This is a genomic window from Pedobacter sp. FW305-3-2-15-E-R2A2, assembly GCF_038446955.1.
In the GTDB taxonomy this organism is placed as follows: domain Bacteria; phylum Bacteroidota; class Bacteroidia; order Sphingobacteriales; family Sphingobacteriaceae; genus Pedobacter.
Genome location: NZ_CP151803.1, coordinates 3,990,373 through 4,011,125, shown reverse-complemented (window position 1 = coordinate 4,011,125; position 20,753 = coordinate 3,990,373). Strand labels below are relative to the sequence as shown.

Below are 20,753 nucleotides of genomic sequence, written 5' to 3'. Positions count from 1 at the left end.
GGGAGGGAGTTTAAGTCAAAATACGAATTATTGTGCCAATAAAAAAGCCTGAGCGGATGCTGTTGAATCCGCTCAGGCTTTAAAAATTTAAAACGATGATGGTTAACCGTTATTTGTTACACTAAGGATCACTTCCATATTTCCCCTTGTGGCGTTAGAATAAGGGCAGATCTGATGTGCCTTTGCCACCAATTCTTCCGCTTGCTGCTGGTCTACTCCAGGGATATTTACCGCCATTTTAACCGCCAGACCAAATCCGCCGGTATCGTTCTGACCAATGCTCACTTCTGCAGTTACGGTGGTGACCCCTGTAGTAATTTTTCCGGTTTTGATCACCAGGTTCAAGGCGCTGTCAAAGCAGGCGGAATATCCGGCAGCAAACAATTGTTCCGGATTGGTGTAACCATCCTGTGCACCACCCAATGCTTTTGGCATGCGTACTTCAAGGTCTAATACACCATCTGAGCTTTTAACTTGTCCGTTTCTTCCGCCTGTTGCTGTAGCTGCGGCTGTATACAATACTTTCATTTTATCTGTTTTTTAAAGGGTTAATAAGGGCTTCTATTTATTTGTAGGGGTTACCGATAAGATTTGTTTCAATTGATCGCGCAAATTAAAAAGCTGCTCATCATCTGTTGACAAGGCATCTTTTATCGCCTCCGGGATAGAAAGGGCCAGTTGTTTCAATGCGGTTCCTTTAGCAGAAATCCGGATGTTGACCACCCTTTCATCTGCTTCGGAGCGGTTTCTGCTCAATAATCCATTTTCTTCCATACGTTTTAGCAATGGAGTCAGGGTGCCGCTGTCCAGCCATAATAATTTACCCAACTGTTTTACGGTGACTGTTTCATGTTCCCAAAGTGCAAGCATTACTAAATACTGAGGATAGGTGAGCTCAAGTGCTTCCAGATGAGGCCGATACAGGGCCGTAATCTGGCGTGATAACGCGTAGATAGGGAAACATAACTGGTTTTCAAGTTTTAAATTTTCCATTGCTGTTGAATTGGTTTTGTAAAATTATATTGTGTACAATTTAATTCCTAATTTATTTAGAATTCTGACTTTTCTATGAAGATAGCTCGTCAGCTTAGTTTTATCATGATTGTGTCAGCTTTTAGCAATTTCGGGATTTCAGATAATCCTTTTTATTTTCGTTTCGTCCTATAGCTAAATTGATAGATATGAAAACTTCTTGGTTTAAACCGCTGATCATTGCAGGGGCAATTGTGTTGATGAGCGGCGCTACGGTTAGCACTGTTTTTGCCCAAAGATCCGGACATGGCGGAGGAAGAGGGGGCCATGGTCCGTCCAGAGGAGGAAGTTCCTACAGACCTTCAACAGGGCAGGTATTCCGGGGAGGGAACCGGATTGGCTATATTGGCAGAAGGCCCGGACATATTTACAGACCTGGCTTCGGAATTTACAGAAGACCATTTTATGGATACCGCAGTTATTACAGACCTTACCTCGGACTTCGGATTAATGTATTGCCATTCGGGTATTATCCTTTCTTCTTTGGTACCGATCAGTTTTATTATTCCGGTGGATTATTTTACAGGGAATATGACAATGCTTATAAAGTAGTCGTTCCTCCGGTAGGCGCCGAAGTACCCAATATCCCTTCCGATGCCAAGGAAGTTCAGATCAACGGACAAACGTATTATGAATACAAAGGGGTGTACTATAACATTATTGAAAAAGCCGATGGGAAATCTGTGTATGTGGTAGCCGGAAAAGATGGGGTATTGAATACGGATTCCAATAATTCAGCTGCTAAGGATCGGGGTGTTCAGGTGGGCGATGTGGTAGAGACTTTACCTGAAAGTTCCAGAGAGGTCTTTATCAAAGGAGAAAGATATTATGTAACTGATGATGGTGCGTATTATGAAGAAGTGGTCAATGGCGGGAAAATAAGCTATAAAGTGATCGGACTGGATAATTCTGGTCTTTAACCGCTGAATCATCTTTTTCCTGGTGCTTTAAGGTCATCATCCTTCCTAACAGCAAATGACATCAAGGTCACTATCAGCGATCGCAATATCAATTGGAACCGTTCCTGCAAGAATCGGATCAAAGCTTTTTAACTTTTCTAATACCTGGTGCGTTTCCAGTGTATCATAAGCATCCTGCTGTTTTAAAGTGCCACTGGCGAGATGAGCAATGGTGTCAAACTTTTTGATCATCAGGGAAGTTCATTTTTGAATTCATGGCGCTTTTCTATAGGGGCATGATCAGTTGGCAACTGATCGGGATAAATCTACATTTTTTCGGGTTTTCCGGGGTAATAATTTCATGATCTTTCCTGAATAAGGGATTCTGGCTCAATTTCTGCGACGATTTTTGCACTGCCTTTACCTGAATTCTTTCGGTCCTTCAGGGACAAACAATTATGGATATAAGTACTTTCAACGCATTTAAGAGTCGCAATTACCGATTATATTTTACCGGACAATCCGTGTCGCTGATTGGGACCTGGATGCAAAAAACGGCAGTCAGCTGGGTGATCTATGAGAAAACGCATTCTAACTTTATGCTTGGACTGACACTCTTTGCCAGCTTATTTCCATCCTTTGTGTTCTCTTTTCTGGGTGGGGTAGCAGCAGACCGCTATAACCGTTATAAGCTCTTGCTGCTTACTCAGGTGGCCTCGATGTTGCAGGCCGTGCTTTTGACCTTGCTGATTTTCTTTAAGGACTATTCCGTTTGGGAGATCATTGCTTTAAGTGCCATGCTGGGCATCATCAATGCTTTTGATGTACCGGCAAGACAATCTTTAGTTTATGAAATGGTAGAAAATAAAGCCGACCTGCCCAATGCGCTGGCTTTGAATTCTTCTATGGTGAACCTTTCCCGGTTGATCGGACCCGGACTGGCTGGACTGGCCCTGGAGAAATTTGGAGAAGACATTTGTTTTGGCTTAAACGCTTTTAGTTTTATCGCCGTAATCGGCTCTTTATTGATGATGAGGCTGCCAAAATTTACAGCGACAGCGCATCAAAAGAATATTTTTTCAGAACTTAAAGAAGGCTTTCAATACATCAGAAGAACACCTTCCATCTCTTATGTGCTCCTGATGCTGGCATTGATCAGTCTCTTTGTCTTGCCATTTAGTACCTTGATTCCGGTATATGCAAAAGACATCTTTAAAGGTACGGCTTCTACTTTTGGTGTGATCGACAGTGTGATTGGACTCGGTGCTTTTTCCGGAGCAATTTTTCTGGCCTCTCTTAAACCCGGAAGAAACCTGAGGAGAATCCTGGCCATCAGTACCCTCATCTTTGGTGCCGGACTGGTTTTATTTTCGCACAGCACTTATTATCCGGTTGCACTGGTCTTTGCGGCAATCTCCGGCTTTGGAATGATGTCGCAGATTACCATCAGTAATACCCTCATTCAAACGACCGTAGATCCGGCAATGCGGGGAAGAGTGATCAGCTTTTATGCGATGGCATTTTTTGGAATGCAGCCTTTAGGCGGGCTTTTAATCGGGACTTTGTCTCATTTGATCGGAACACCCGATACCGTGATGATACAGGGCTTTATTACTTTGTTGATCGGCTTTTTGCTTTTCCGTTTTCTTCGTAAGGCCAAAAAAAGACTACAGGAAGCAGCAGCTCTTGATCAGAATTAATTGTTCGTTCCTTCATAAATTTGTTTGTTGCATCACTAATTATGATGCCTTGCATCGCTTTTAATCGTTTTTAAAGCAGGTATTCCTCTTGTATTTTTGTCGCAAATAAATATCAAATCATGATGGAAAAGAAATATCCGCTACCCCCATTTACGCTTGAAACAGCGATTCAAAAGGTTCAACTTGCCGAAGATGCCTGGAATTCACAGGACCCTGAACGCATTTCTATGGCGTATTCATTGGATACAGAATGGAGAAACCGCGATACATTTGTGAACGGGCGTAAAGCAGTTCAGGAATTCCTGAAAGGGAAATGGAAAAAAGAATTGAATTATAAGCTGAAAAAGGAATTATGGGCATATACCGACAACCGAATTGCGGTTCGGTTTGAATACGAATGGCAGGACCAGCAGGGGCAATGGTTCAGGGCCTATGGAAACGAAAATTGGGAGTTTAATGAAGACGGTTTGATGGAAAAACGTTATGCCAGCATTAATGACCTCCCAATTGACAAATCTGAGCGTCGGTTGTAAATTTAATTCCGGTTTCCAGTCTTTGCCTGACGCACAGACTGGCTTTCTTTCCCCTTAAAACGATAGACAAAACTCAAGCGATACCTGGATGCATCGGGACGACTGACCTGGTTTAAGACATAATTTGTCCCCCTGGTTAAAGTGTTGGTCTTCCTGCTGTTGAGCACATTTGTTCCATCTAAAACCACTGTCGCTTTATTCTTAAACAGGTTTTTACTTAAGCCCAGGTCCATGAAATGGATCGCATTGGTCCGGCTTTGCGCATTACTTTGCACTCCGGTAAAATTATATCGTCCCTGAAGACTGAACTCTGCCGGGAGCTTTACCTGTGCGCCCAGTCTCGCAGTGGAGGCTCCGCCAGAGAAATTGAAATCCTGCGTGCCGAATGCGCCGGCCTGTTCAAAATGATAAATGTTCAATTCCAGGTTTAGGGAAAGCACTTTAACCGGATTGTAAAGAATGCTCAGTTCCGCACCGCGTCTGATCTCCTGGTCAATGTTGACCGCTGAACTGATAAAAACACCATTTGAATTTCTATACGTATAATCCTGTATCGGGCTTTTGATGTATTGATAATAGAGGGAAGGATTAAAGGTTAATGTTCCCCATTTTTGTAAGAAACTGAATTCAAATACATTGGCGTAGGATGGGTTCAGGTCGGGATTGCCGACAAATTGCGCATTGAAATCCGTGAGTTCATTGAAAGGGTATAAAAGGTATAATGAAGGTCGGTTGATGCGTTTGCTATAGCTCAGCTGCAAAGCAGAGCCAGTCTTAAACTCGTAGCTGGTATGAAGGGTTGGAAACAAACGGAGGTAATCTTTTTTATTGTTGAACTCATTTCCAAGATCTTCAATCGTGATTTTTGTGGCTTCAGTACGTAAGCCGATCAAATAAGAAAACTTCTTGATTTTACTGCTAAACTGGGTATAGGCACTTCCAATCAGTTCATTGTAATCCATTTTATTGTCAATTCCATCTATGATGTGCCAGGAATCTCCCGGTTGTTCTTCTGCTTTGAAATCGCTGCTCACCAATCTCTTTTCCAGTTTTAATCCCAGTTCAAGATTGGATCGGGTACTCAGTGGCTGTACAAAATCGGTTTGTAAAAGGAAATCTTTGCTCGAACCTATGGAAGCCGTTCGGATCGGAGCGTTTGTTGCCATTACCGGCGACAGCCTGGTGGTGTTCAACTCCCAGTTTTTATCGCTGTTCCAGAAGTCATACTGCATGTCTACAGTCAGCTTTTTCCCGGCGTCCTTAAAGGTTTTGGTATAGTTAAATTCCAGTTGATTGTAATTTCTGGACTCCCTGGATTCTCCATTACGTCGAATCGTGCTGTCTGTAGCAAGGGAACTGCTGAAGTCGTAATTTAAAATTGTTTTATCGTGATCTTTGGTTGCATTTCGAAGAAAGGCTGCGGTAATGGTATTTTGAGCGTTGATAAAATAATCAGCGCCAAGGTAGAACAGCTTTCCTTTATCATTGCGGTCTTCTTTCTGTACCTGATTCAGGTGTGTCGGTTTTCCTTGATCTGTTATGGTTTGTTTAGTCTGATACAGGCCATTATAATCCGTATTTCTAATGCCAAAAGTGGAAAACAGATTGAGCTTGTCCGACTTGTAATTCAAGCTTGGATTAATCCTCGAATCATTGGGAAGACCTGCAACAATCCTGGCCTGTCCGTTAAACCCGGTATTCTTATTTTTCTTCAGAATGATGTTGATGATCCCTGCTGAACCGGAGGCATCATACCTGGAAGAAGGGTTCGTGATGACTTCGATTCTTTCGATATGATCGGCAGGAATCTGCTCGAGCGCATTGCCCTGTGTAAGTCCGGAACGGCGGCCGTTAATGAGGACAAATACATTGCTGTTTCCCCTTAGGCTCAGGGTTCCCGATGGACTTACCGCAACGGAAGGTACACTGTTCAGCAATTCCGTCAGGGAGCCACTTTGCAGCAACACGTCTTTGCCGACTTCAAATATCTTTTTATCCAGCTTTAGGTTGAGGGTTGATTTTTCGCCATTGATCGATACTTCCTTTAACAGGTTTTTGTCTTCTTCTAAAGATAAGATGCCAAGCTCAGCGGTACTTTGAGCAGCAGTCAGGATAACGGACTTTATCAATGGCTGAAAGCCCATGAACCTGAATTCTATGTTAAAGGTGCCAAAGGGAAGCTCCTCAATTTTAAAGAATCCTTTTTCGTTGCTCATTGCGACGACAACAGATTTTGCGGCCTGGTCTTTAATGCTGATGGTTACGTAGGCGATGGAAAGTTTGCTGGAATGGTCTGTTAAACGGCCACTGATCATCCCTTTATTTTTTTCAGGAGAGAGCGGCTGTGCAGCAGCGTTGAAACAAAGCAATACAAAAAGGAAAAAGAGTCGAATGTTCATGGTTTTATCAGATATATGCTGCAAGATTAACCTCCCGGATGCTTTTTTTGAGGAGAAAACATGTGAACTGCTCCATGACCTTGTGTAATACATTTTTCTCTCCTATATTCATCTTAACTTTACCAGATGTTCCGATTTACGCTATTGATTGCGCTTCTTCTTGCCTTATCCTCTTGTAAAAGAGAGGTCGTTTATGAGGTTTCCGATCCGGTTTATAAGACCGGGGATAGCCTGGCCTTGGCGGCTAAAACTTTCAATTCAAAGGGATGGGCGCAGGAACGTGGGGAAACAGGAACCGGGGTTTTTTGGCTGAGGTCTGATGTTTTGATCAGGGAAATCATGACCACCGAACATTTGGGTATAGATATTCATACTTTCGGTGCTTTTGAAGTGTTCTGGGATGGGCAGAAAATTGGGGAGAATGGAAAAGTAGCTGCCGGGACTTCGGAGTTGCCCGGTACGGAAAAAAGTAGTTTTCTGATCCCGGATTCCTTAGCCACAAAAGGAAAACACCTATTGGCGTTAAGGGCTTCCCAGTCTTATGAACAGGATACCGATCGCCGGTTTGCGGTCAGGATGGAAAGCTACGACCGGCTGCTGCAGGAACCTCTGATCATGACGTCTTTTATGAACCTGATGGCAGGCGCATTTCTGATCGCTGCGATATATTACCTCTTTATGTTTATCAACAGCAGTCGGAAGGAATATGCCATATTGATTTTCTGCGTGACTTGTTTTCTGTTTTTCGCCCTGTTAATCGTTGAATACCTCAAATTCTACGTTGACATTCCTTATACCCGTTTCTATTTGAGACTGGAGACGATCGGATGGCTTACCTTTTCCATAGCATTATTGGTTCCCCTATATTTTACCATTCAGTTTTCTTTTAAAAGGAGATGGCTGTTGATGGGCATATTGCTCATTGCATTGCTTTATATCTATGTTTCTCATTTCAGGGAATATGACCTCAGCGCGATGTATTTCAGTTATGCGATGTGGGTTGCCGCGCTGATCGTGGTGGCCAATGCACTTGTTCAAAAGGAAAAAGGAGGAGGGATTGTCCTGGCCGGACTGCTCCTTAGTGCGGTCGTCAATTTCTTTTTGTATTACGATATTGGTCTGTTTATCAGTTTTACGATCATCGTACTTTGCATGCTTTACCTGTATGCCATCAGGGCCAAGGAAGTGGAAAGGGCGCATCAAACTTCTTTGCTCTTATCCTCCCGGTTAAAACTGGAATTGCTGAAGAAAAATATCCAGCCTCATTTCATTAAGAACACCTTAACCTCCCTGATGGATTGGGTAGAGGAATCCCCAAAAGAAGGGGCACTTTTTGTGCAGGCCCTGGCCGCAGAATTTGATATCCTCAACCAGATCGCGGAGGAGACTTTAGTTCCGGTCAGCAAGGAAATCGAGTTGTGTCAGGTTCACCTGAAGGTGATGCAGTTTCGTAAAGAAATCAGTTACGACTGGACCAGCTCAAATATTGACCTGTCCGATCTGATCCCACCGGCAATTATCCATACGGCATTGGAAAATGGAATTACCCATAGTGCTCCCCCTGAAGATGGCATCATCCGCTTTAATTTAAACTTTGAACGGGGCCAGGGTTATAAGAAATATGCTTTGAGCACCACTGCTAAAAACAGACCTATGAGAAAAGATAAATCGTCCGGTACGGGCTTTCAATACATTCAGGCGCGTTTAACAGAGAGCTATGGAGCTGCCTGGGGCTTTGATTCCCGGAGTTTAACCAATGGCTGGCAAACAGAAATTACCATTTATACCCCTCAATGAGAATATTAATAGTGGAAGATGAAGGCCGCATTGCGGGAAGAATTGAACGCATGAGCCGTAGCTTTTTCGGCGCAAAGCTGCAGCAGATTACGATTTGTGAAGCGATAGAAGAAGCATTGGCTTTTTTGGAAAATAATGAGATAGAGGTATTGCTGCTGGATTTAAATCTAAATGGAAGGGATGGTTTTGAGCTGTTGAAATCGGTGGTCTCCGGATCTTTTCATACCATCATTATTTCCGCCTATATAGAAAAGGCCATCACTGCATTTGAATATGGTGTGCTTGATTTTGTAGCCAAGCCTTTTGATGAACGCAGGCTGTCTCAGGCTTTTCAAAGGATTTCTATTGCGGAAAATCAGAAGGAGAACGGGCTTCGGTTTCTGGCAGTAAAAAGATCAGGAAATATTGCGCTGATTGATGTGAATGAACTCCTTTATATTAAAGGAGCGGGGATTTACGCGGAACTGCATTTGAAAAATGGCAAACAGGAACTCCATGATAAGTCATTGGAGAAGCTGGAGCAATTGCTGCCAGCTTCTTTTGAAAGGATTCATAAATCTTATCTCGTTCCGATCGGACAGGCGATGAAAATCACCGTCAGCTCAGGAAGTAAATACCAGCTTTTACTGGAAAACGGGGAGGCACTTCCTATTGGCAGAACCCGGTATGCCGCTTTAAAAGAAAAGCTGTTTCATTAAAGGCTATTCATATTTGAGGGCATCGATTGTATTGGTCACCGCTGCTTTGTAGGAGCGGATGCTGACCGTAATCAGGGTGAGCAGCATAGAGATCAGTATCGCCAATGCAAAAGGCCAGATGCTGATTTCTGTGCGATAAGCGAAGCCCGACAACCATTTGGACACAAACAAATAAGCCAGTGGCCAGGCCAGCAGATTGGCCATAAAGACCATGATCATAAAGGAGCTGTTGAGCATTTTAACCAGCTCCAGGTAGCTATATTGTGACAAGCCGATAGGTATTGTTCTTTGGGCTTCTTTCAAAATTACTTAATTTTAAGTACTTATAGATTTTTATGAAACACTTATTCTCCGCATTGTTCCTTTCTGCAGCTTCTATACTGCCGCTTTCCGCACAGCAAACCCAAAAACCAGTGCTGCATGGCCGCAACTGGATGGCCATTACAGGCAAACCTTTGGCCGCTACAGCAGGGGCAATGATCTTTCAGAAAGGGGGGAATGCCGTTGATGCATCCTGTGCGATGCTCGCTGCGACCTGTACCATGTGGGATACGCTGAGCTGGGGCGGAGAAACACAAGTCCTGATCTATAACCCTAAAACTAAAAAGGTCATCGCGATTAATGCGATGGGCGTGGCACCAACAGGGGCGACGGTAGATTTCTTTAAGAACAAAGGGTACAACTTCCCTCCGGAATATGGAGCTCTGGCGGCGACTACACCGGGCACGCCGGGAGGACTGATCTATATGCTGATCAATTATGGAACCCTGAGCCTGGAACAGGTACTTGCTCCGGCAATGGAAATGGCAGCGGGATATCCGATTGAAGCACAGGCTGCAAACAGTATGGAGCGTGGAAAAGAACTGATCAGGCAATGGCCCTATAGTAAAAAGGTATTTCTGACCCATTCGGGAGAAAAGAGAGAAGCGCCGGAAGCAGGGGAGATCTTTGTACAAAAAGACCTCCTGGTTACGCTGACTAAAATGGTAGAGGCCGAAAAAACAGCGCTTAAACAAGGAAAAAACAGGAAACAAGCGTTAGTGGCCGCCTATGATCGATTCTATAAGGGAGATATCGCCAAAGAATTTGTACGTGGTTGTCAGGAGCAGGGAGGCTTGATTACCATGGAAGACCTTGCAAAATGGAAACCCCTTGAGGAAGCGCCGCTTACCGTGAATTATAAAGGTGTTGATGTGTACAAACTTCAGCAGTGGACACAAGGTCCGGCGATGTTACAAGCTTTAAATATCCTTGAAAATTTTGACCTTAAAGGAATGGGGTACAACAGTTCAAAATATATCCATACTCTTTACCAGGCTATGAACCTTTCTTTTGCAGACCGGGACTTTTACTACGGTGATCCGGCAACTAACCCTAAAGGACCTATTAAAGGCTTGCTGAGTAAGGAATATGCCAAACAAAGGGCTCAATTGATTCAGTTCGATAAAAACAATCCGGATATCGGTCCCGGAAATCCATATCCGTTTGAAGGTAAGGTGAATCCTTACCTGGACCTCCTTAAAAAAAGAGGATATGAACTGGATACCACTAAACGTAATTTTGCACCTAAACATGATTTGGGTAAACTCAACAATAGTCCGGACGACCTGTATCAGGAAAGGTTATGGAAGGGTACCACCTCTATAGAGGCGGCGGATAAAGAAGGATGGGTGGTTTCTGTGACCCCAAGTGGCGGCTGGCTTCCGGCATGTATTGCGGGTGAAACGGGAATAGGAATGAGTCAGCGGATGCAAAGCTTTGTATTGGATTCCACGTTGAACCCTTTCAATGTCGTTGCCCCCGGGAAAAGACCAAGGGTAACATTATCTCCTTCACTGGCCCTAAAAGATGGTAAGCCTTTTCTGGCTTCCGCCGTACAGGGTGGTGATACTCAGGACCAGAATTTATTGCAGTTTTTTTTAAACGTGACGGAGTTTGGTATGAATGTGCAACAGGCCTCAGAAGCCGCAAACATCAATACCAATCAGCTATGGCTTTCTCTGGGAGGGACAAAAACGGAAGACCGTAAGCCCAAGCCAGGGCAGATTCTGTTAAATAATAATTCCTCAACGGCTGTCCGTGAGGAATTAAAGAAAATGGGGTATACGTTAAGCTTTTCTGACCGGACCAGCGGACCAATCAATGCCATTTATTTTGACTGGAAACATGGCAGTCTCTGGGGCGGATCAAGTAACCACGGCGAAGATTACGGGATCGGATGGTAAGCTTCGGCTATTCTTGTGTTAAGATGGCTTTTGCGTTTCCCTCTTCAGTTTTATAGAGCACCCAATGTTTTTTTGCATCCTTTTCCAGCTTATATACTTTATCAGTAGATATATAGAGGTCATTTTCTGCAGCACTGATCACTAAAGCAGGTTTAAAGTCTTTGGCAAAAATTTCAACCTGTTTTTTATTCCCGGAAAAGAGTAAAAAAGCCGCCATGGTGGAATCGGTAAGGTCTTTTAGTTTATCGGTTAATTCGAAAGGGCGGATGCATTCCTGCTTGATCGTCGACCAGGAATAACCGGCAGAAGCCTTACATCCATGTTCGTCTTTATCGCCACCAACTATCGCCATGGTTTCAGGTTTGGTCTGTTGCTGTGCATTGTTTCCTGTCTTCTGACTGTTGCAGCTAAACAAAGCAAGGGAAAATAGTGAAATTGTAAAAGTGAGGATGGTTTTCATAAGGCGTTTTTATTTAGGTGGATTTTTTATTGTATACCCAACAAATGATGGTCATCTTTGTTTACGATGAAAGAAAATAAATACGACGATCCTGATTTCTTTGCCAATTATGGCAATATGCCACGTTCCGTTGAAGGATTAAATGCTGCAGGAGAATGGCAGGTATTGCAGAAAATGCTGCCTGATTTTGAGGGAAAATCAGTGCTTGACCTGGGTTGTGGTTTTGGCTGGCATTGTATTTATGCCAAACAACAAGGTGCAAAAAGAGTGGTTGGAATTGACCTTTCTGCAAAGATGCTGGAAAGGGCTAAAATGAAATCTGCCGGACTGGATATTGAATATCACCAAATGGCCATTGAAGACATTGACTTTCCCAGGGAAGAGTTTGACCTGGTGATCAGCTCTCTGGCCTTTCATTATGTGAAAGATTTTAGCCTGATCTGCCAGAAAATAAATCATTGCCTTAAGCCAGGTGGCCATTTTATCTTTTCACAGGAACATCCGGTATTTACCTCCAGACCTGAACAGGACTGGTCTGTGGATGAAGCTGGAAACCGCTTGCACTGGCCATTAGATCATTATCAGGAGGAGGGGATCAGGCCTACCAGTTTCCTGGGACATACGGTTACCAAATACCATAGAACCCTGGAAACGGTCTTTAATGCCCTGATCGATTCCCGTTTTACTTTGCAAAGGGTTTCCGAGCCAAAGCCTTCCGAAGAAACACTGGCGGCTTACCCGGAGATGAAAGATGAAAAGCGCAGGCCAATTTTTTTAATGGTTGCTGCAATTAAAGAAAATTAATTTGGGCTTTCCTGAAAAGAACCTGGAGGTTTTGAATGGCATCTCCGAAAGTCTCAGGAAGTAAATAATTAAAAGACATTTGAAATAGATGGAATCTATGTCTGCCAGTTTTGTACTTCTTATCTGTGGACATGGCTGGAAGCGCTAAAGAGTTATCTGGACAGCAACGAAATGACTTATATCATAATTGATTACCAGGAATAGCATAAGGGACAGTCTGCTATTTATTTATAATTGTTGTGATGTTTTTAACAGATCGTTCATGATTTTGATTTGCTCCTGACTCACTTTGCTCTGATCATAGGCCAGGTACAAGGTGTTTGACGTTTCCCGTCTTCCTGTCCAGATTGTTTTTATCTTTTGTTCCGAAATTAAGGCTTCGGTAAGGTAATTTGCCGCAATGCTGATTCCCTTGCCGTTACTTATCGCCTGAAGAATGGTGTTCATATCCGGGATTATAAATGCGGGTTTTATGGCCGGCCGTTTTTCGAAATTGTTTAGCCAGAACCTCCGGATAATTGCCAGATCAGGACTATAGGCAAACCAGGTTTGCTGAAGCAGCCATTGTTCTGCTGCTGTCCAGTTTTCATGCTGAAGGTATTCGTTAAATGTGGAAGTATCTATGCCTGCATCTCCGACAAGCGTAAAATGTTCTGTCAGTATCGGCTCATAAACGATACCTTGTTCCTGACCGTGCTGTGTCGCGATCACAAAATCCAATTCCTCTTTTAAAAGTTTCTGAATAAGGTCTTTAGTCAGGCCGAAGGATACTTTCAACTGAGCGGGAAGGTCAGTCAGGTACCTGGAAGAAACGGCATGGAAGTATTCTTTTGCAGATCCCAGACGAAGTAAGGGGAGCTTTTTGGAAAGACAAATGGCCCTAAATTCGGTTTCCACATCTTCCAGTTTTTCCAGCGGTTCTACGACCTGCGTGTAAAATAATTTTCCGTAATCCGTAGCCAGGAACTTAGGCTTTCTCTCAAATAATTGTTTCCCGACATGAGCCTCCAGCGCCGAGAGATGCTGACTTACATTGGGTTGTGAGATGAACAATACTTTAGCAGCTGCGGTGACCGAGCCCGTCTGATAGATCGCTTTAAATGTTCTGTACCATTCCAGGTTTACCATCAGATAAAGGTATAAATATTTTTATGAGGTATGATAAATCACCTTATTTTATTTATATGTTTTATAGTGCCAGATTTGCGGACTAAAGATAATATCATGAAAAATAAACTGTCATTTTTGCCTCAGGTAGAGGCTGCGTTAGCATTTATAGCGGGCATCGAGGTATCCGCTGATCTGGAGGAGTTGGAAGCAGGAAGAGCATTCTATAAGGGATTTATTCCCATGGCTGGAGCAGCAGAAAATGTATACCAGATAGAAGACCGGTTAATTCCATCTTTACAGGATCAGCAGGAGATCGGGATACGGATCTATCGTCCCTCCGCACAGGAGAATCTTCCTGCAGTAGTTTATTTCCATGGAGGCTGGTTTATTGCCGGAGGCTTGGATACCCACGATAGGCCCCTGCGCTCATTGGCAAACTTATCGGCCGCTGTAATTGTATCTATTGATTATCGTCTTGCGCCGGAATTTCCCTTCCCCTATGGAATTAACGATTGTTATGATGCCTTACTGTGGATTGTCGCAAATGCTGCTGAGCTCGGCATTGATAGCAATCGCATTGCGCTGGCAGGCGACAGCGCAGGAGGGGCGCTTGCTGCCGTAACTTCAAGAAGAGCTGTTATGGAAGGTGGTCCTAAAATAGCCGGGCAGGTACTCATCTATCCGGTTACGGATTCCTCACTTGGTACTCCGTCCTGGAAAGAATTTGCAGAAGGTCCAAACTTAACTTTGGAAGGGGCGGAGCAGGCCTGGAATTGCTATACCCCGAAAGTCGGGGATAGCATCCGGCCTGATGCCTCACCGCTAATGGCGGATGACCTTTCCGAATTACCACCTACACACATTATCATGGCAGAATATGATCCTTTGCGGGATGAAGCAGCCCTTTACGCCAAAAAACTGAAAGCTGCAGGTGTAATTCTTACGGAAACTACTTACGGTGGTATGGTACATGGTTTTTTCCAAATGGGAGGGTTGATCGATCAGGGAAATGAAGCGATAAAAGAAGTTGCCGGAGTTTTACGGAGTTACCTGAAAATGACTGAAGCATAATGGAGAGGAAGAAAGTCGCCTATATGGGTTGCCTTGGTTTGATTGGGGTAATCACGACCGAATTCGGTGTGATCGGAATATTGCCGCAACTGGCGGCACATTATCAGATCAGTATTGAGGTCGCCGGGCTATTACTCAGTGCATTTGCCATCGTTATCGCGCTGGCAGGTCCGTTCATGACGCTTTTTATGTCCGGTTACAATAGAAAACACATGATGGCGCTTAGTCTTGCTGTATTTTTATTTACGGGAATTGTCTCCGCGCTTTCGCCTCCATTCTGGTTGTTGTTGCTGGTTCGGATGCTTCCTGCATTTCTCCAGCCTGTTTACATCTCTACTGCAGTTGCCGCAGCAACAAATGGGGTAGACAAAAAAGAGGAACATCAGATGATGGCCATTGTATTGGGAGGAATTGGGATTGCTACGGTGACTACCGTTCCCTTTGCCACTTATATTGCGGACGAACTTCATGGCTGGAATTATTCTTTTGTAGTTCAGGCCGTCGTTAGTTTACTGGCACTGATTGGTATATTGACGGGCTTACCTTCGATGCCGGTGCCGGAGAGAAAGACTTATGGAAAGCAACTGAAAATTTTAAAGAAACCTGGATTTCTAATCAGCTCATTGGTCGTGTTGCTGATGAATGCAGCCATGTTTACCACTTATTCTTATTTTGCCGATTACCTGGGTCGGGTAAATGGGATGGAGCCTAAAATGATCAGCAGCATGTTATTGCTCTTTGGAGTGATGGGCGTACTTGGGAATTTTGTCGCGGGTAAAGCATTGAGCAAAAGCCTGACCATGACGACTGCATTCTTTTTAGCCGGGCTGGCATTGGTTGCTGCAGGAATTTATTATTCCGCATCTTTGTCGTCTGTTGGCACCATTCTGCTCATCGGCATTTGGGGTTTCCTGCATACTCCATGCTTCCTCACCGGACAGGCTTACATGATCGCAACCGCAACAGAAGCGTCTGAATTTGCCAATAGCCTTTCGATCTCTTTTGGAAACCTTGGCATCGCCATAGGTACGGCAGTAAGCGGTGTGGTGATTGCTGGTTATGGCATTCACAATGCGCCATGGGCGATGCTGGGTTTTAGCGCATTTGCTTTGTTGATGATGTGGGTTAAAGCGCTCCCTGTTTTCGATAAGCGGCGATCATAAAACCAATGGCAACCAAGGCCCCGAAAACAGAAGGAAGGAATTGGCTGTAAGGCTGATATTGTGGGAAAACGGTTCCCGTAAATGCGGATAACAAACCGCTGAATGCGCTGATCATTTTAAGGATATGTTCATATCGCCATAAATTGGCATAAAAGGGAACAGGGATAAAATATCGTCCTAAATCATAAGTAACTACTGCAATTAAATAACCCAGTGTACTGTAAATTATCGAAGGTGCCCATATCATTCCAATCGACTTGAAATAGTATAAAAAATAACATACAGAAAGAACGGAAAGTAAGGCAATACCAATGTCTGTTATCTTAGGTTGGTTTGACCTGGTTTTCAAAGTCCGGTAGCCTGAGTAACCTAAATACCCGCTTAATACAGTGATGACCAACAGAAACGAATTTCTTTTAAAAACAAACACACCAACAAGTCCTGTGAAGATGACGATCGCTAATAAGATCAAAAATATTTTACCTGCATTGCGATGAAATCTACCGCCTTTGCTGGTCGTTAAGATGATGATTCCGGCGATTAAAGCGATAGATCCGGCTGTAATATGAAGGATAATATTGGACTGGTGTAGGCTGGAAAGCGTTTCTGTAGTCATCATTTTTTTATCATTTGATGAGGCAAAGAAAAGGCAAATCAGGTGTTTAAGCGTCTTTATGGGTAGGGATGGACCTATACTCTGAAGGTGTTTGACCAACTATTTCCTTGAAAATTTTGTTGAATGAAGATTTAGAGCGAAAACCGCAGTCGTAACCGATGGCAAGAATGGAATAATGGCTATAGGCAGGATCATTTAACCGTTCCTTCACAACCGCTACCCGGTAGCGGTTTATAAAAGTGAAAAAGTTAACCGCTGACTTTTGATTGATCACCTGCGAAAGTTGATTTGCGGTTAATCCCAATTGAACAGCAAGGATGCTGAGGCTTAAATCTTCTGCTAAAAAAGGTTTATTTTCCTCCATGTGATGTTTTAACTGATGAAAGAGCTGTTCACACATTTCCTCGTCCATCCCTGAATTTTTATAGCTGGTTTTGGGAACAACCTCCGTTACAAAATCTGTTGTTAAAGGATGATCCCTAAAGACGGTCGTTTGACATAAGCCAAAGTAGCCGATAAAAAAGATATAGAAAGAAAGAATGGCCCCGACTACTGCAAATAAATTATCATAAGTGAGTAATTCATAATTTACCCCATATTTTATCAGCAGAAATAAAGTAATAAACAGAATTAACAGGGATATGATGATCCATTTGAGCCAATTGAGGGTTATTTTTTCGGTATAAGCATAATTATCGGGTAATAAGCGCTGATATTTTAGCAGAATAAGCAGGCTGTAAATGGTGTAAAACCCGGGTATGGCGGCCATTAACGAAGTTAAAAACCAGATCATTGGCCCGGGTATTTCTTTATTGAAATGTGGAAATCCATTGCTGATCAAAATGCTATCCGGATTTTGTAAACAAAAGTAGTAGAGCAGCAGGTTGAACAGGAAATATGGAATTAAGTGCAGCCAAATCCGCTTCCATTTAAACTGATTACCAAAAGCGAGGGCATAGGTGTAAAGAAAAAGCAGGGGAGAGCCGATCAATGGCAGGGAAAACCCTAAAAGCTGCAGGAATTCCGGAGCGAGGGGAGTCTTTGATAGGTTGTCGTAATAAAATAAGAGCTGGACAGAAATGATGCCGAGCCAGATCATCAGCAATTGATCTGATATGGAATTTTTTCTTTTAGTTTTTAACAGTAGTATTAAAAAAAAGCCTTGTATTGCTCCGGTTAATATCAAGGATTTAAGCATGATGCTGTCGCTTAACTTTTGGCCGGGGTTGTGCTATTTCCATGTCCAAATATAACAGATTTGCTATGTTCCTGCCTTTTGTTTGAATATATTGATTTGCAAATTGCCTATAATGATCTGTAGAGTAGGTTGTTAGTATAGGGTTTGCTGATTTTGAAATAAGTCATATTTAATTTTTTTTTTCGAAAACAATTTATAATACATAGGTGTTGTGCTGTACGATTAGCAAAGAATCATACCCTATGAATCTAGTACATTCCATCCCGGTCGAGCAGGTGGGGACTTGCCCGGATCAAATGCATCGTGTCATTAACCTGATCATGCAACGGAATTTTCATGCAACTGAAATTGGCGATTACTTTCTTGGAAATGTGCTGGTAGATAATCAAAAAGTAATGGTCAGTAATTATGCCAATAAGGTTGAATCAAGACTCCTGAACCAGAACGATAAAGAAGCGCATCAGCTTTGGCTTGCTTACTTCGAGTTTTTTTTTCCTCCAGAGGATGACATTGTCATTGACCCGGAATTGTTTGAGGCCATCCGGGAAAAAGAGCATTGGAAAGTTCATTTCTTTTTTCAACGTTTGAGACCTCCAAAAAAATCAGATTATAAATGGCATTTCTCCACTTCGAGACTCTGCTGCCCGGAAGAAAAAAACGTTTCTCCAATCTTGTTTCATTATGCTTTTGAGCTTAACATTTCCGGCTGCAGCTCCGAAAGCCTTGAGGAAACAGATTATGCACAAAAATACCATAGTCGCTTTGAGCTGCTAAGCAAGCGGGAAAAGGAGATCATTAAATTGATTGTGGAGGGGAAAAGTAGTTTTGAGATCTCCATCATCCTGTATATATCCATGCATACCGTTAACAATCACCGGAAGAACATCATTAGAAAGCTGGAAATAAATAACCTCTGCCAGCTCACCAAATTCGCCATGTCATTTCATATCATTTAACATCAAAAAAAGATACTTGCATCCTGCTTAGGACTGCAGGTATCTTTCCTGATAGAAATGACTAGTAGTAGCTATTGTGGTTATAGCAAAACTTATGGAGCTTTAATCTGATAATTATTTAGCTATGATTGACAAGACGCTCCAATTGTTAAAATCAGAACTGACGAGTTACCTTATTGCTAAGGGCGACAATGCTGCGAATGTCATCATCGACAATATCGGCTTGTCGGAAACTGCAAGTGGTACTAGTCTGGTAGATAGCATTGTCATCAGTCTGGTTAACATTGAAGAAGAAAGTACCCTCAAAAACCAATCTCCTTTAAAACGTTTCCCTTCCGGAACGGCGATTTATGAAAATGCTCCGGTCTATTTAAACCTGTATGTTTTATTAAGTTGTAATTACTTTGGAGACGGATACCTGCTGGCACTCAAAAGGCTTTCTTCTGTGATCCGTTTTCTTCAGAGCAAAAACTCCTTCGCTTCTTCGACATCTTCAAGTGGCGGATCAACAGATCCCAATGACCTGGAGGAACTGACCTTTACCATGGAGCTTTATACGCTGACTTTCGAACAGATCAACCATTTATGGGGTTCACTCGGCGGAAGGCAGGTTCCTTTTGCCATGTATAAACTCAGATTGGTGGCCATCTCTGAACATGCCACCGTGAGAGAAGTACCATTGATCGAAGAAATTGAAACCAATATATCCACCTTATCCGGGCACAACTGATGAATACGGTTTATAAGATCTTATTTGAAATGCGATTGCTGCATGAGTTTTATCTGACAGATAAGGAGGGTAAAACAATATTTGATTTTCCTGCACAGGCCGACCGGTTGAACTTTTTAAAGCAACGATTCGATACCGATGCTGAAAATATAGAAGATGAAATTGCATTTGAGCTACCTGAAAAAACTAAGGTTTTGTTTGATAATTATCATTTGAAATTGGTGCCCACTTATGCCGGATTCAAAGTGGCCGTTAATGTTATCCCTAAGAAATTACCAGGCGGAACGGTGGTTTACGAACCTAAATACACTTTGCCGGATGATTTGTGCCTCTCCATTCTGGCAGTTAAGAAAAGCCAGCGCCTGGATAGTTTTACAAATGCTAAAATGGAAAAGATCTTACCTGCGATGTATTACTTCTCCAATGAAAACACCGTTACCGGACCAAGGATCTTTCCTTTTTTATCTGCTGATATTACGGCATTTGATGCAGGCGCGACTTACGAACAGGGAGAACTGGTGAAATTCGCGGCCAATGACTACCGGGAATTCTATAAAGACGATGCCGATGCGGTACAATGGATTTCCTTATCCGGGAAAGCCTTTGCCAATGAAAATGACCGGATGCTATTACCGCTTAACTTCTATTACGCATTTCCGAAAAATACCGCTGTTACCAAAGCAGATTTCTTACTCAAAGATAAAGATGGAAATACCGTCGATAAATATCAGTTTAAAGGAATCCAGCCCCTACGTAAAGTTCAGCTGGCCATAGATCCAAAGAAAGTACTACAGATCCCCGGTCCGGCGGTGACAGATCAAATGGTGTATAGCCTGAAGGTAACCGGGAACGGGGGCTATAATAAAACCCATAAACTCATCTTTTACCAGAATGAGCAGGAGATCAGAGATAGCCTGGCGCTGATTGTGATGAAAGTGAAAACATCTGTACCTGCCTATAATCTGATCGACAATCTCGGGCGACTGATCACGAGGAAGCTACCTGATCAAACGGTGAATCCGCTTCCTCCGGTATTTGAGCTCAATTTTAAAAGCAAGCCTTCCTTCTGGCGTTACATCAATAACCGCAGGAAAAATCTGAAAGTGGGGCTTCATCCCGATTTCCTACTCTCCAAAAATGGACTACTGGTGACTAAGAAACCCCGGTCACTGACCTATAGCGCTACCTTATTCCGTAAGCCCGATAACAGCCTGTATTATCTGCCGAATCCAGAACCTTATCAAACTTTAACCTTTGAAAATAATAAACTGTATAGTGATATCCTGGTGCAGGAATCAACCCTGTTTCCCTTAGCACCTTAATCTAAGAATGTATTTAAACTTTTAAACTAAATAACATTTG

Annotated in this window: 21 protein-coding genes; 12 read left to right on the top strand and 9 right to left on the bottom strand. The window is 43.0% G+C overall.

Annotated features, from left to right (window positions below):
• Nucleotides 1-102 precede the first annotated feature (102 nt).
• Both AAFF35_RS16000 and AAFF35_RS15995 read right to left on the bottom strand, forming a co-directional pair.
• A complete protein-coding gene (locus AAFF35_RS16000; RefSeq protein WP_342327526.1) occupies nucleotides 103-528 on the bottom strand; it encodes an organic hydroperoxide resistance protein in 426 nt (141 codons plus the stop codon).
• A gap of 33 nt (nucleotides 529-561) precedes the next feature.
• On the bottom strand, nucleotides 562-993 hold the full coding sequence (locus AAFF35_RS15995) for a MarR family transcriptional regulator (RefSeq protein WP_342327525.1): 432 nt from the start codon (nucleotides 991-993) through the stop codon (nucleotides 562-564).
• Between the two features lie 188 nt (nucleotides 994-1,181).
• On the opposite strand from AAFF35_RS15995, the gene AAFF35_RS15990 reads away from it, so the two are divergent.
• The gene (locus AAFF35_RS15990; protein ID WP_342327524.1) at nucleotides 1,182-1,952 is read left to right on the top strand and encodes a DUF6515 family protein; all 771 of its coding nucleotides are present in this window, start codon (nucleotides 1,182-1,184) and stop codon (nucleotides 1,950-1,952) included.
• A 45-nt stretch (nucleotides 1,953-1,997) separates the two neighbouring features.
• Here the strand turns inward: AAFF35_RS15990 and AAFF35_RS15985 are convergent, their stop codons facing one another.
• Complete coding sequence (locus AAFF35_RS15985; RefSeq protein WP_342327523.1) at nucleotides 1,998-2,183, bottom strand: DUF4269 domain-containing protein; 186 nt, start codon at nucleotides 2,181-2,183, stop codon at nucleotides 1,998-2,000.
• 206 nt (nucleotides 2,184-2,389) lie between these two features.
• Between AAFF35_RS15985 and AAFF35_RS15980 the strand changes: the two genes are divergently transcribed.
• The gene (locus AAFF35_RS15980) at nucleotides 2,390-3,631 is read left to right on the top strand and encodes an MFS transporter (RefSeq protein WP_342327522.1); all 1,242 of its coding nucleotides are present in this window, start codon (nucleotides 2,390-2,392) and stop codon (nucleotides 3,629-3,631) included.
• A gap of 119 nt (nucleotides 3,632-3,750) precedes the next feature.
• Nucleotides 3,751-4,164: a nuclear transport factor 2 family protein gene (locus AAFF35_RS15975; protein ID WP_342327521.1), complete on the top strand. Its 414-nt coding sequence runs from the start codon at nucleotides 3,751-3,753 to the stop codon at nucleotides 4,162-4,164.
• Between the two features lie 2 nt (nucleotides 4,165-4,166).
• On the opposite strand, the gene AAFF35_RS15970 is transcribed toward AAFF35_RS15975, so the two are convergent.
• On the bottom strand, nucleotides 4,167-6,563 hold the full coding sequence (locus AAFF35_RS15970; protein ID WP_342327520.1) for an outer membrane beta-barrel family protein: 2,397 nt from the start codon (nucleotides 6,561-6,563) through the stop codon (nucleotides 4,167-4,169).
• Between the two features lie 126 nt (nucleotides 6,564-6,689).
• Between AAFF35_RS15970 and AAFF35_RS15965 the strand changes: the two genes are divergently transcribed.
• Entirely contained in the window at nucleotides 6,690-8,360 is a 1,671-nt protein-coding gene (locus tag AAFF35_RS15965; protein WP_342327519.1) for a histidine kinase, read from the top strand.
• Complete coding sequence (locus AAFF35_RS15960) at nucleotides 8,357-9,058, top strand: LytTR family DNA-binding domain-containing protein (RefSeq protein ID WP_342327518.1); 702 nt, start codon at nucleotides 8,357-8,359, stop codon at nucleotides 9,056-9,058. The genes AAFF35_RS15965 and AAFF35_RS15960 overlap by 4 nt, the downstream gene beginning before the upstream one ends.
• 3 nt (nucleotides 9,059-9,061) lie before the next feature.
• Here AAFF35_RS15960 and AAFF35_RS15955 read toward each other — a convergent pair whose 3' ends face one another.
• A complete protein-coding gene (locus AAFF35_RS15955; RefSeq protein ID WP_342327517.1) occupies nucleotides 9,062-9,361 on the bottom strand; it encodes a hypothetical protein in 300 nt (99 codons plus the stop codon).
• A 32-nt stretch (nucleotides 9,362-9,393) separates the two neighbouring features.
• Here AAFF35_RS15955 and AAFF35_RS15950 point away from each other — a divergent pair, with 32 nt between their 5' ends.
• Nucleotides 9,394-11,283, top strand: a complete 1,890-nt coding sequence (locus tag AAFF35_RS15950; protein ID WP_342327516.1) for a gamma-glutamyltransferase — start codon at nucleotides 9,394-9,396, stop codon at nucleotides 11,281-11,283.
• 7 nt (nucleotides 11,284-11,290) lie between these two features.
• On the opposite strand, the gene AAFF35_RS15945 is transcribed toward AAFF35_RS15950, so the two are convergent.
• Nucleotides 11,291-11,743, bottom strand: a complete 453-nt coding sequence (locus AAFF35_RS15945; protein WP_342327515.1) for a hypothetical protein — start codon at nucleotides 11,741-11,743, stop codon at nucleotides 11,291-11,293.
• Between the two features lie 66 nt (nucleotides 11,744-11,809).
• Here AAFF35_RS15945 and AAFF35_RS15940 point away from each other — a divergent pair, with 66 nt between their 5' ends.
• Nucleotides 11,810-12,547, top strand: a complete 738-nt coding sequence (locus AAFF35_RS15940; RefSeq protein WP_342327514.1) for a class I SAM-dependent methyltransferase — start codon at nucleotides 11,810-11,812, stop codon at nucleotides 12,545-12,547.
• 228 nt (nucleotides 12,548-12,775) lie between these two features.
• Here AAFF35_RS15940 and AAFF35_RS15935 read toward each other — a convergent pair whose 3' ends face one another.
• On the bottom strand, nucleotides 12,776-13,675 hold the full coding sequence (locus tag AAFF35_RS15935) for a LysR family transcriptional regulator (protein ID WP_342327513.1): 900 nt from the start codon (nucleotides 13,673-13,675) through the stop codon (nucleotides 12,776-12,778).
• A 96-nt stretch (nucleotides 13,676-13,771) separates the two neighbouring features.
• On the opposite strand from AAFF35_RS15935, the gene AAFF35_RS15930 reads away from it, so the two are divergent.
• Together AAFF35_RS15930 and AAFF35_RS15925 are read left to right on the top strand one after the other, a co-directional pair.
• Nucleotides 13,772-14,728, top strand: a complete 957-nt coding sequence (locus tag AAFF35_RS15930) for an alpha/beta hydrolase (RefSeq protein ID WP_342327512.1) — start codon at nucleotides 13,772-13,774, stop codon at nucleotides 14,726-14,728.
• Nucleotides 14,728-15,891, top strand: a complete 1,164-nt coding sequence (locus AAFF35_RS15925) for an MFS transporter (RefSeq protein WP_342327511.1) — start codon at nucleotides 14,728-14,730, stop codon at nucleotides 15,889-15,891. The genes AAFF35_RS15930 and AAFF35_RS15925 overlap by 1 nt, the downstream gene beginning before the upstream one ends.
• Here AAFF35_RS15925 and AAFF35_RS15920 read toward each other — a convergent pair.
• Complete coding sequence (locus AAFF35_RS15920) at nucleotides 15,854-16,510, bottom strand: hypothetical protein (protein ID WP_342327510.1); 657 nt, start codon at nucleotides 16,508-16,510, stop codon at nucleotides 15,854-15,856. The two genes, AAFF35_RS15925 and AAFF35_RS15920, sit on opposite strands and share 38 nt — an antisense overlap.
• 43 nt (nucleotides 16,511-16,553) lie before the next feature.
• Nucleotides 16,554-17,705, bottom strand: a complete 1,152-nt coding sequence (locus AAFF35_RS15915; RefSeq protein WP_342327509.1) for an AraC family transcriptional regulator — start codon at nucleotides 17,703-17,705, stop codon at nucleotides 16,554-16,556.
• Between the two features lie 242 nt (nucleotides 17,706-17,947).
• On the opposite strand from AAFF35_RS15915, the gene AAFF35_RS15910 reads away from it, so the two are divergent.
• From AAFF35_RS15910 to AAFF35_RS15900, 3 genes are all read left to right on the top strand, one after another.
• On the top strand, nucleotides 17,948-18,661 hold the full coding sequence (locus AAFF35_RS15910) for a helix-turn-helix transcriptional regulator (protein ID WP_342327508.1): 714 nt from the start codon (nucleotides 17,948-17,950) through the stop codon (nucleotides 18,659-18,661).
• A gap of 124 nt (nucleotides 18,662-18,785) precedes the next feature.
• Nucleotides 18,786-19,391: a DUF4255 domain-containing protein gene (locus AAFF35_RS15905; RefSeq protein ID WP_342327507.1), complete on the top strand. Its 606-nt coding sequence runs from the start codon at nucleotides 18,786-18,788 to the stop codon at nucleotides 19,389-19,391.
• Nucleotides 19,391-20,713, top strand: coding sequence for a hypothetical protein (locus tag AAFF35_RS15900; protein WP_342327506.1), 1,323 nt, complete (start codon nucleotides 19,391-19,393; stop codon nucleotides 20,711-20,713). The genes AAFF35_RS15905 and AAFF35_RS15900 overlap by 1 nt, the downstream gene beginning before the upstream one ends.
• The last annotated feature ends 40 nt before the right edge of the window (nucleotides 20,714-20,753 follow it).

What these genes read in the sequence shown, in the direction of transcription:
- AAFF35_RS15985 (WP_342327523.1), bottom strand. Translation starts at nt 2,183, where the DNA reads ATGATCAAAAAGTTTGACACCATTGCTCATCTCGCCAGTGGCACTTTA.
- AAFF35_RS15940 (WP_342327514.1), top strand. Translation starts at nt 11,810, where the DNA reads ATGAAAGAAAATAAATACGACGATCCTGATTTCTTTGCCAATTATGGC.
- AAFF35_RS15975 (WP_342327521.1), top strand. Translation starts at nt 3,751, where the DNA reads ATGATGGAAAAGAAATATCCGCTACCCCCATTTACGCTTGAAACAGCG.
- AAFF35_RS15920 (WP_342327510.1), bottom strand. Translation starts at nt 16,510, where the DNA reads ATGATGACTACAGAAACGCTTTCCAGCCTACACCAGTCCAATATTATC.
- AAFF35_RS15990 (WP_342327524.1), top strand. Translation starts at nt 1,182, where the DNA reads ATGAAAACTTCTTGGTTTAAACCGCTGATCATTGCAGGGGCAATTGTG.
- AAFF35_RS15980 (WP_342327522.1), top strand. Translation starts at nt 2,390, where the DNA reads ATGGATATAAGTACTTTCAACGCATTTAAGAGTCGCAATTACCGATTA.
- AAFF35_RS15965 (WP_342327519.1), top strand. Translation starts at nt 6,690, where the DNA reads ATGTTCCGATTTACGCTATTGATTGCGCTTCTTCTTGCCTTATCCTCT.
- AAFF35_RS15900 (WP_342327506.1), top strand. Translation starts at nt 19,391, where the DNA reads ATGAATACGGTTTATAAGATCTTATTTGAAATGCGATTGCTGCATGAG.
- AAFF35_RS15930 (WP_342327512.1), top strand. Translation starts at nt 13,772, where the DNA reads ATGAAAAATAAACTGTCATTTTTGCCTCAGGTAGAGGCTGCGTTAGCA.
- AAFF35_RS15960 (WP_342327518.1), top strand. Translation starts at nt 8,357, where the DNA reads ATGAGAATATTAATAGTGGAAGATGAAGGCCGCATTGCGGGAAGAATT.
- AAFF35_RS15905 (WP_342327507.1), top strand. Translation starts at nt 18,786, where the DNA reads ATGATTGACAAGACGCTCCAATTGTTAAAATCAGAACTGACGAGTTAC.
- AAFF35_RS15925 (WP_342327511.1), top strand. Translation starts at nt 14,728, where the DNA reads ATGGAGAGGAAGAAAGTCGCCTATATGGGTTGCCTTGGTTTGATTGGG.
- AAFF35_RS15950 (WP_342327516.1), top strand. Translation starts at nt 9,394, where the DNA reads ATGAAACACTTATTCTCCGCATTGTTCCTTTCTGCAGCTTCTATACTG.
- AAFF35_RS15915 (WP_342327509.1), bottom strand. Translation starts at nt 17,705, where the DNA reads ATGCTTAAATCCTTGATATTAACCGGAGCAATACAAGGCTTTTTTTTA.
- AAFF35_RS15935 (WP_342327513.1), bottom strand. Translation starts at nt 13,675, where the DNA reads ATGGTAAACCTGGAATGGTACAGAACATTTAAAGCGATCTATCAGACG.
- AAFF35_RS15945 (WP_342327515.1), bottom strand. Translation starts at nt 11,743, where the DNA reads ATGAAAACCATCCTCACTTTTACAATTTCACTATTTTCCCTTGCTTTG.
- AAFF35_RS15970 (WP_342327520.1), bottom strand. Translation starts at nt 6,563, where the DNA reads ATGAACATTCGACTCTTTTTCCTTTTTGTATTGCTTTGTTTCAACGCT.
- AAFF35_RS16000 (WP_342327526.1), bottom strand. Translation starts at nt 528, where the DNA reads ATGAAAGTATTGTATACAGCCGCAGCTACAGCAACAGGCGGAAGAAAC.
- AAFF35_RS15995 (WP_342327525.1), bottom strand. Translation starts at nt 993, where the DNA reads ATGGAAAATTTAAAACTTGAAAACCAGTTATGTTTCCCTATCTACGCG.
- AAFF35_RS15910 (WP_342327508.1), top strand. Translation starts at nt 17,948, where the DNA reads ATGAATCTAGTACATTCCATCCCGGTCGAGCAGGTGGGGACTTGCCCG.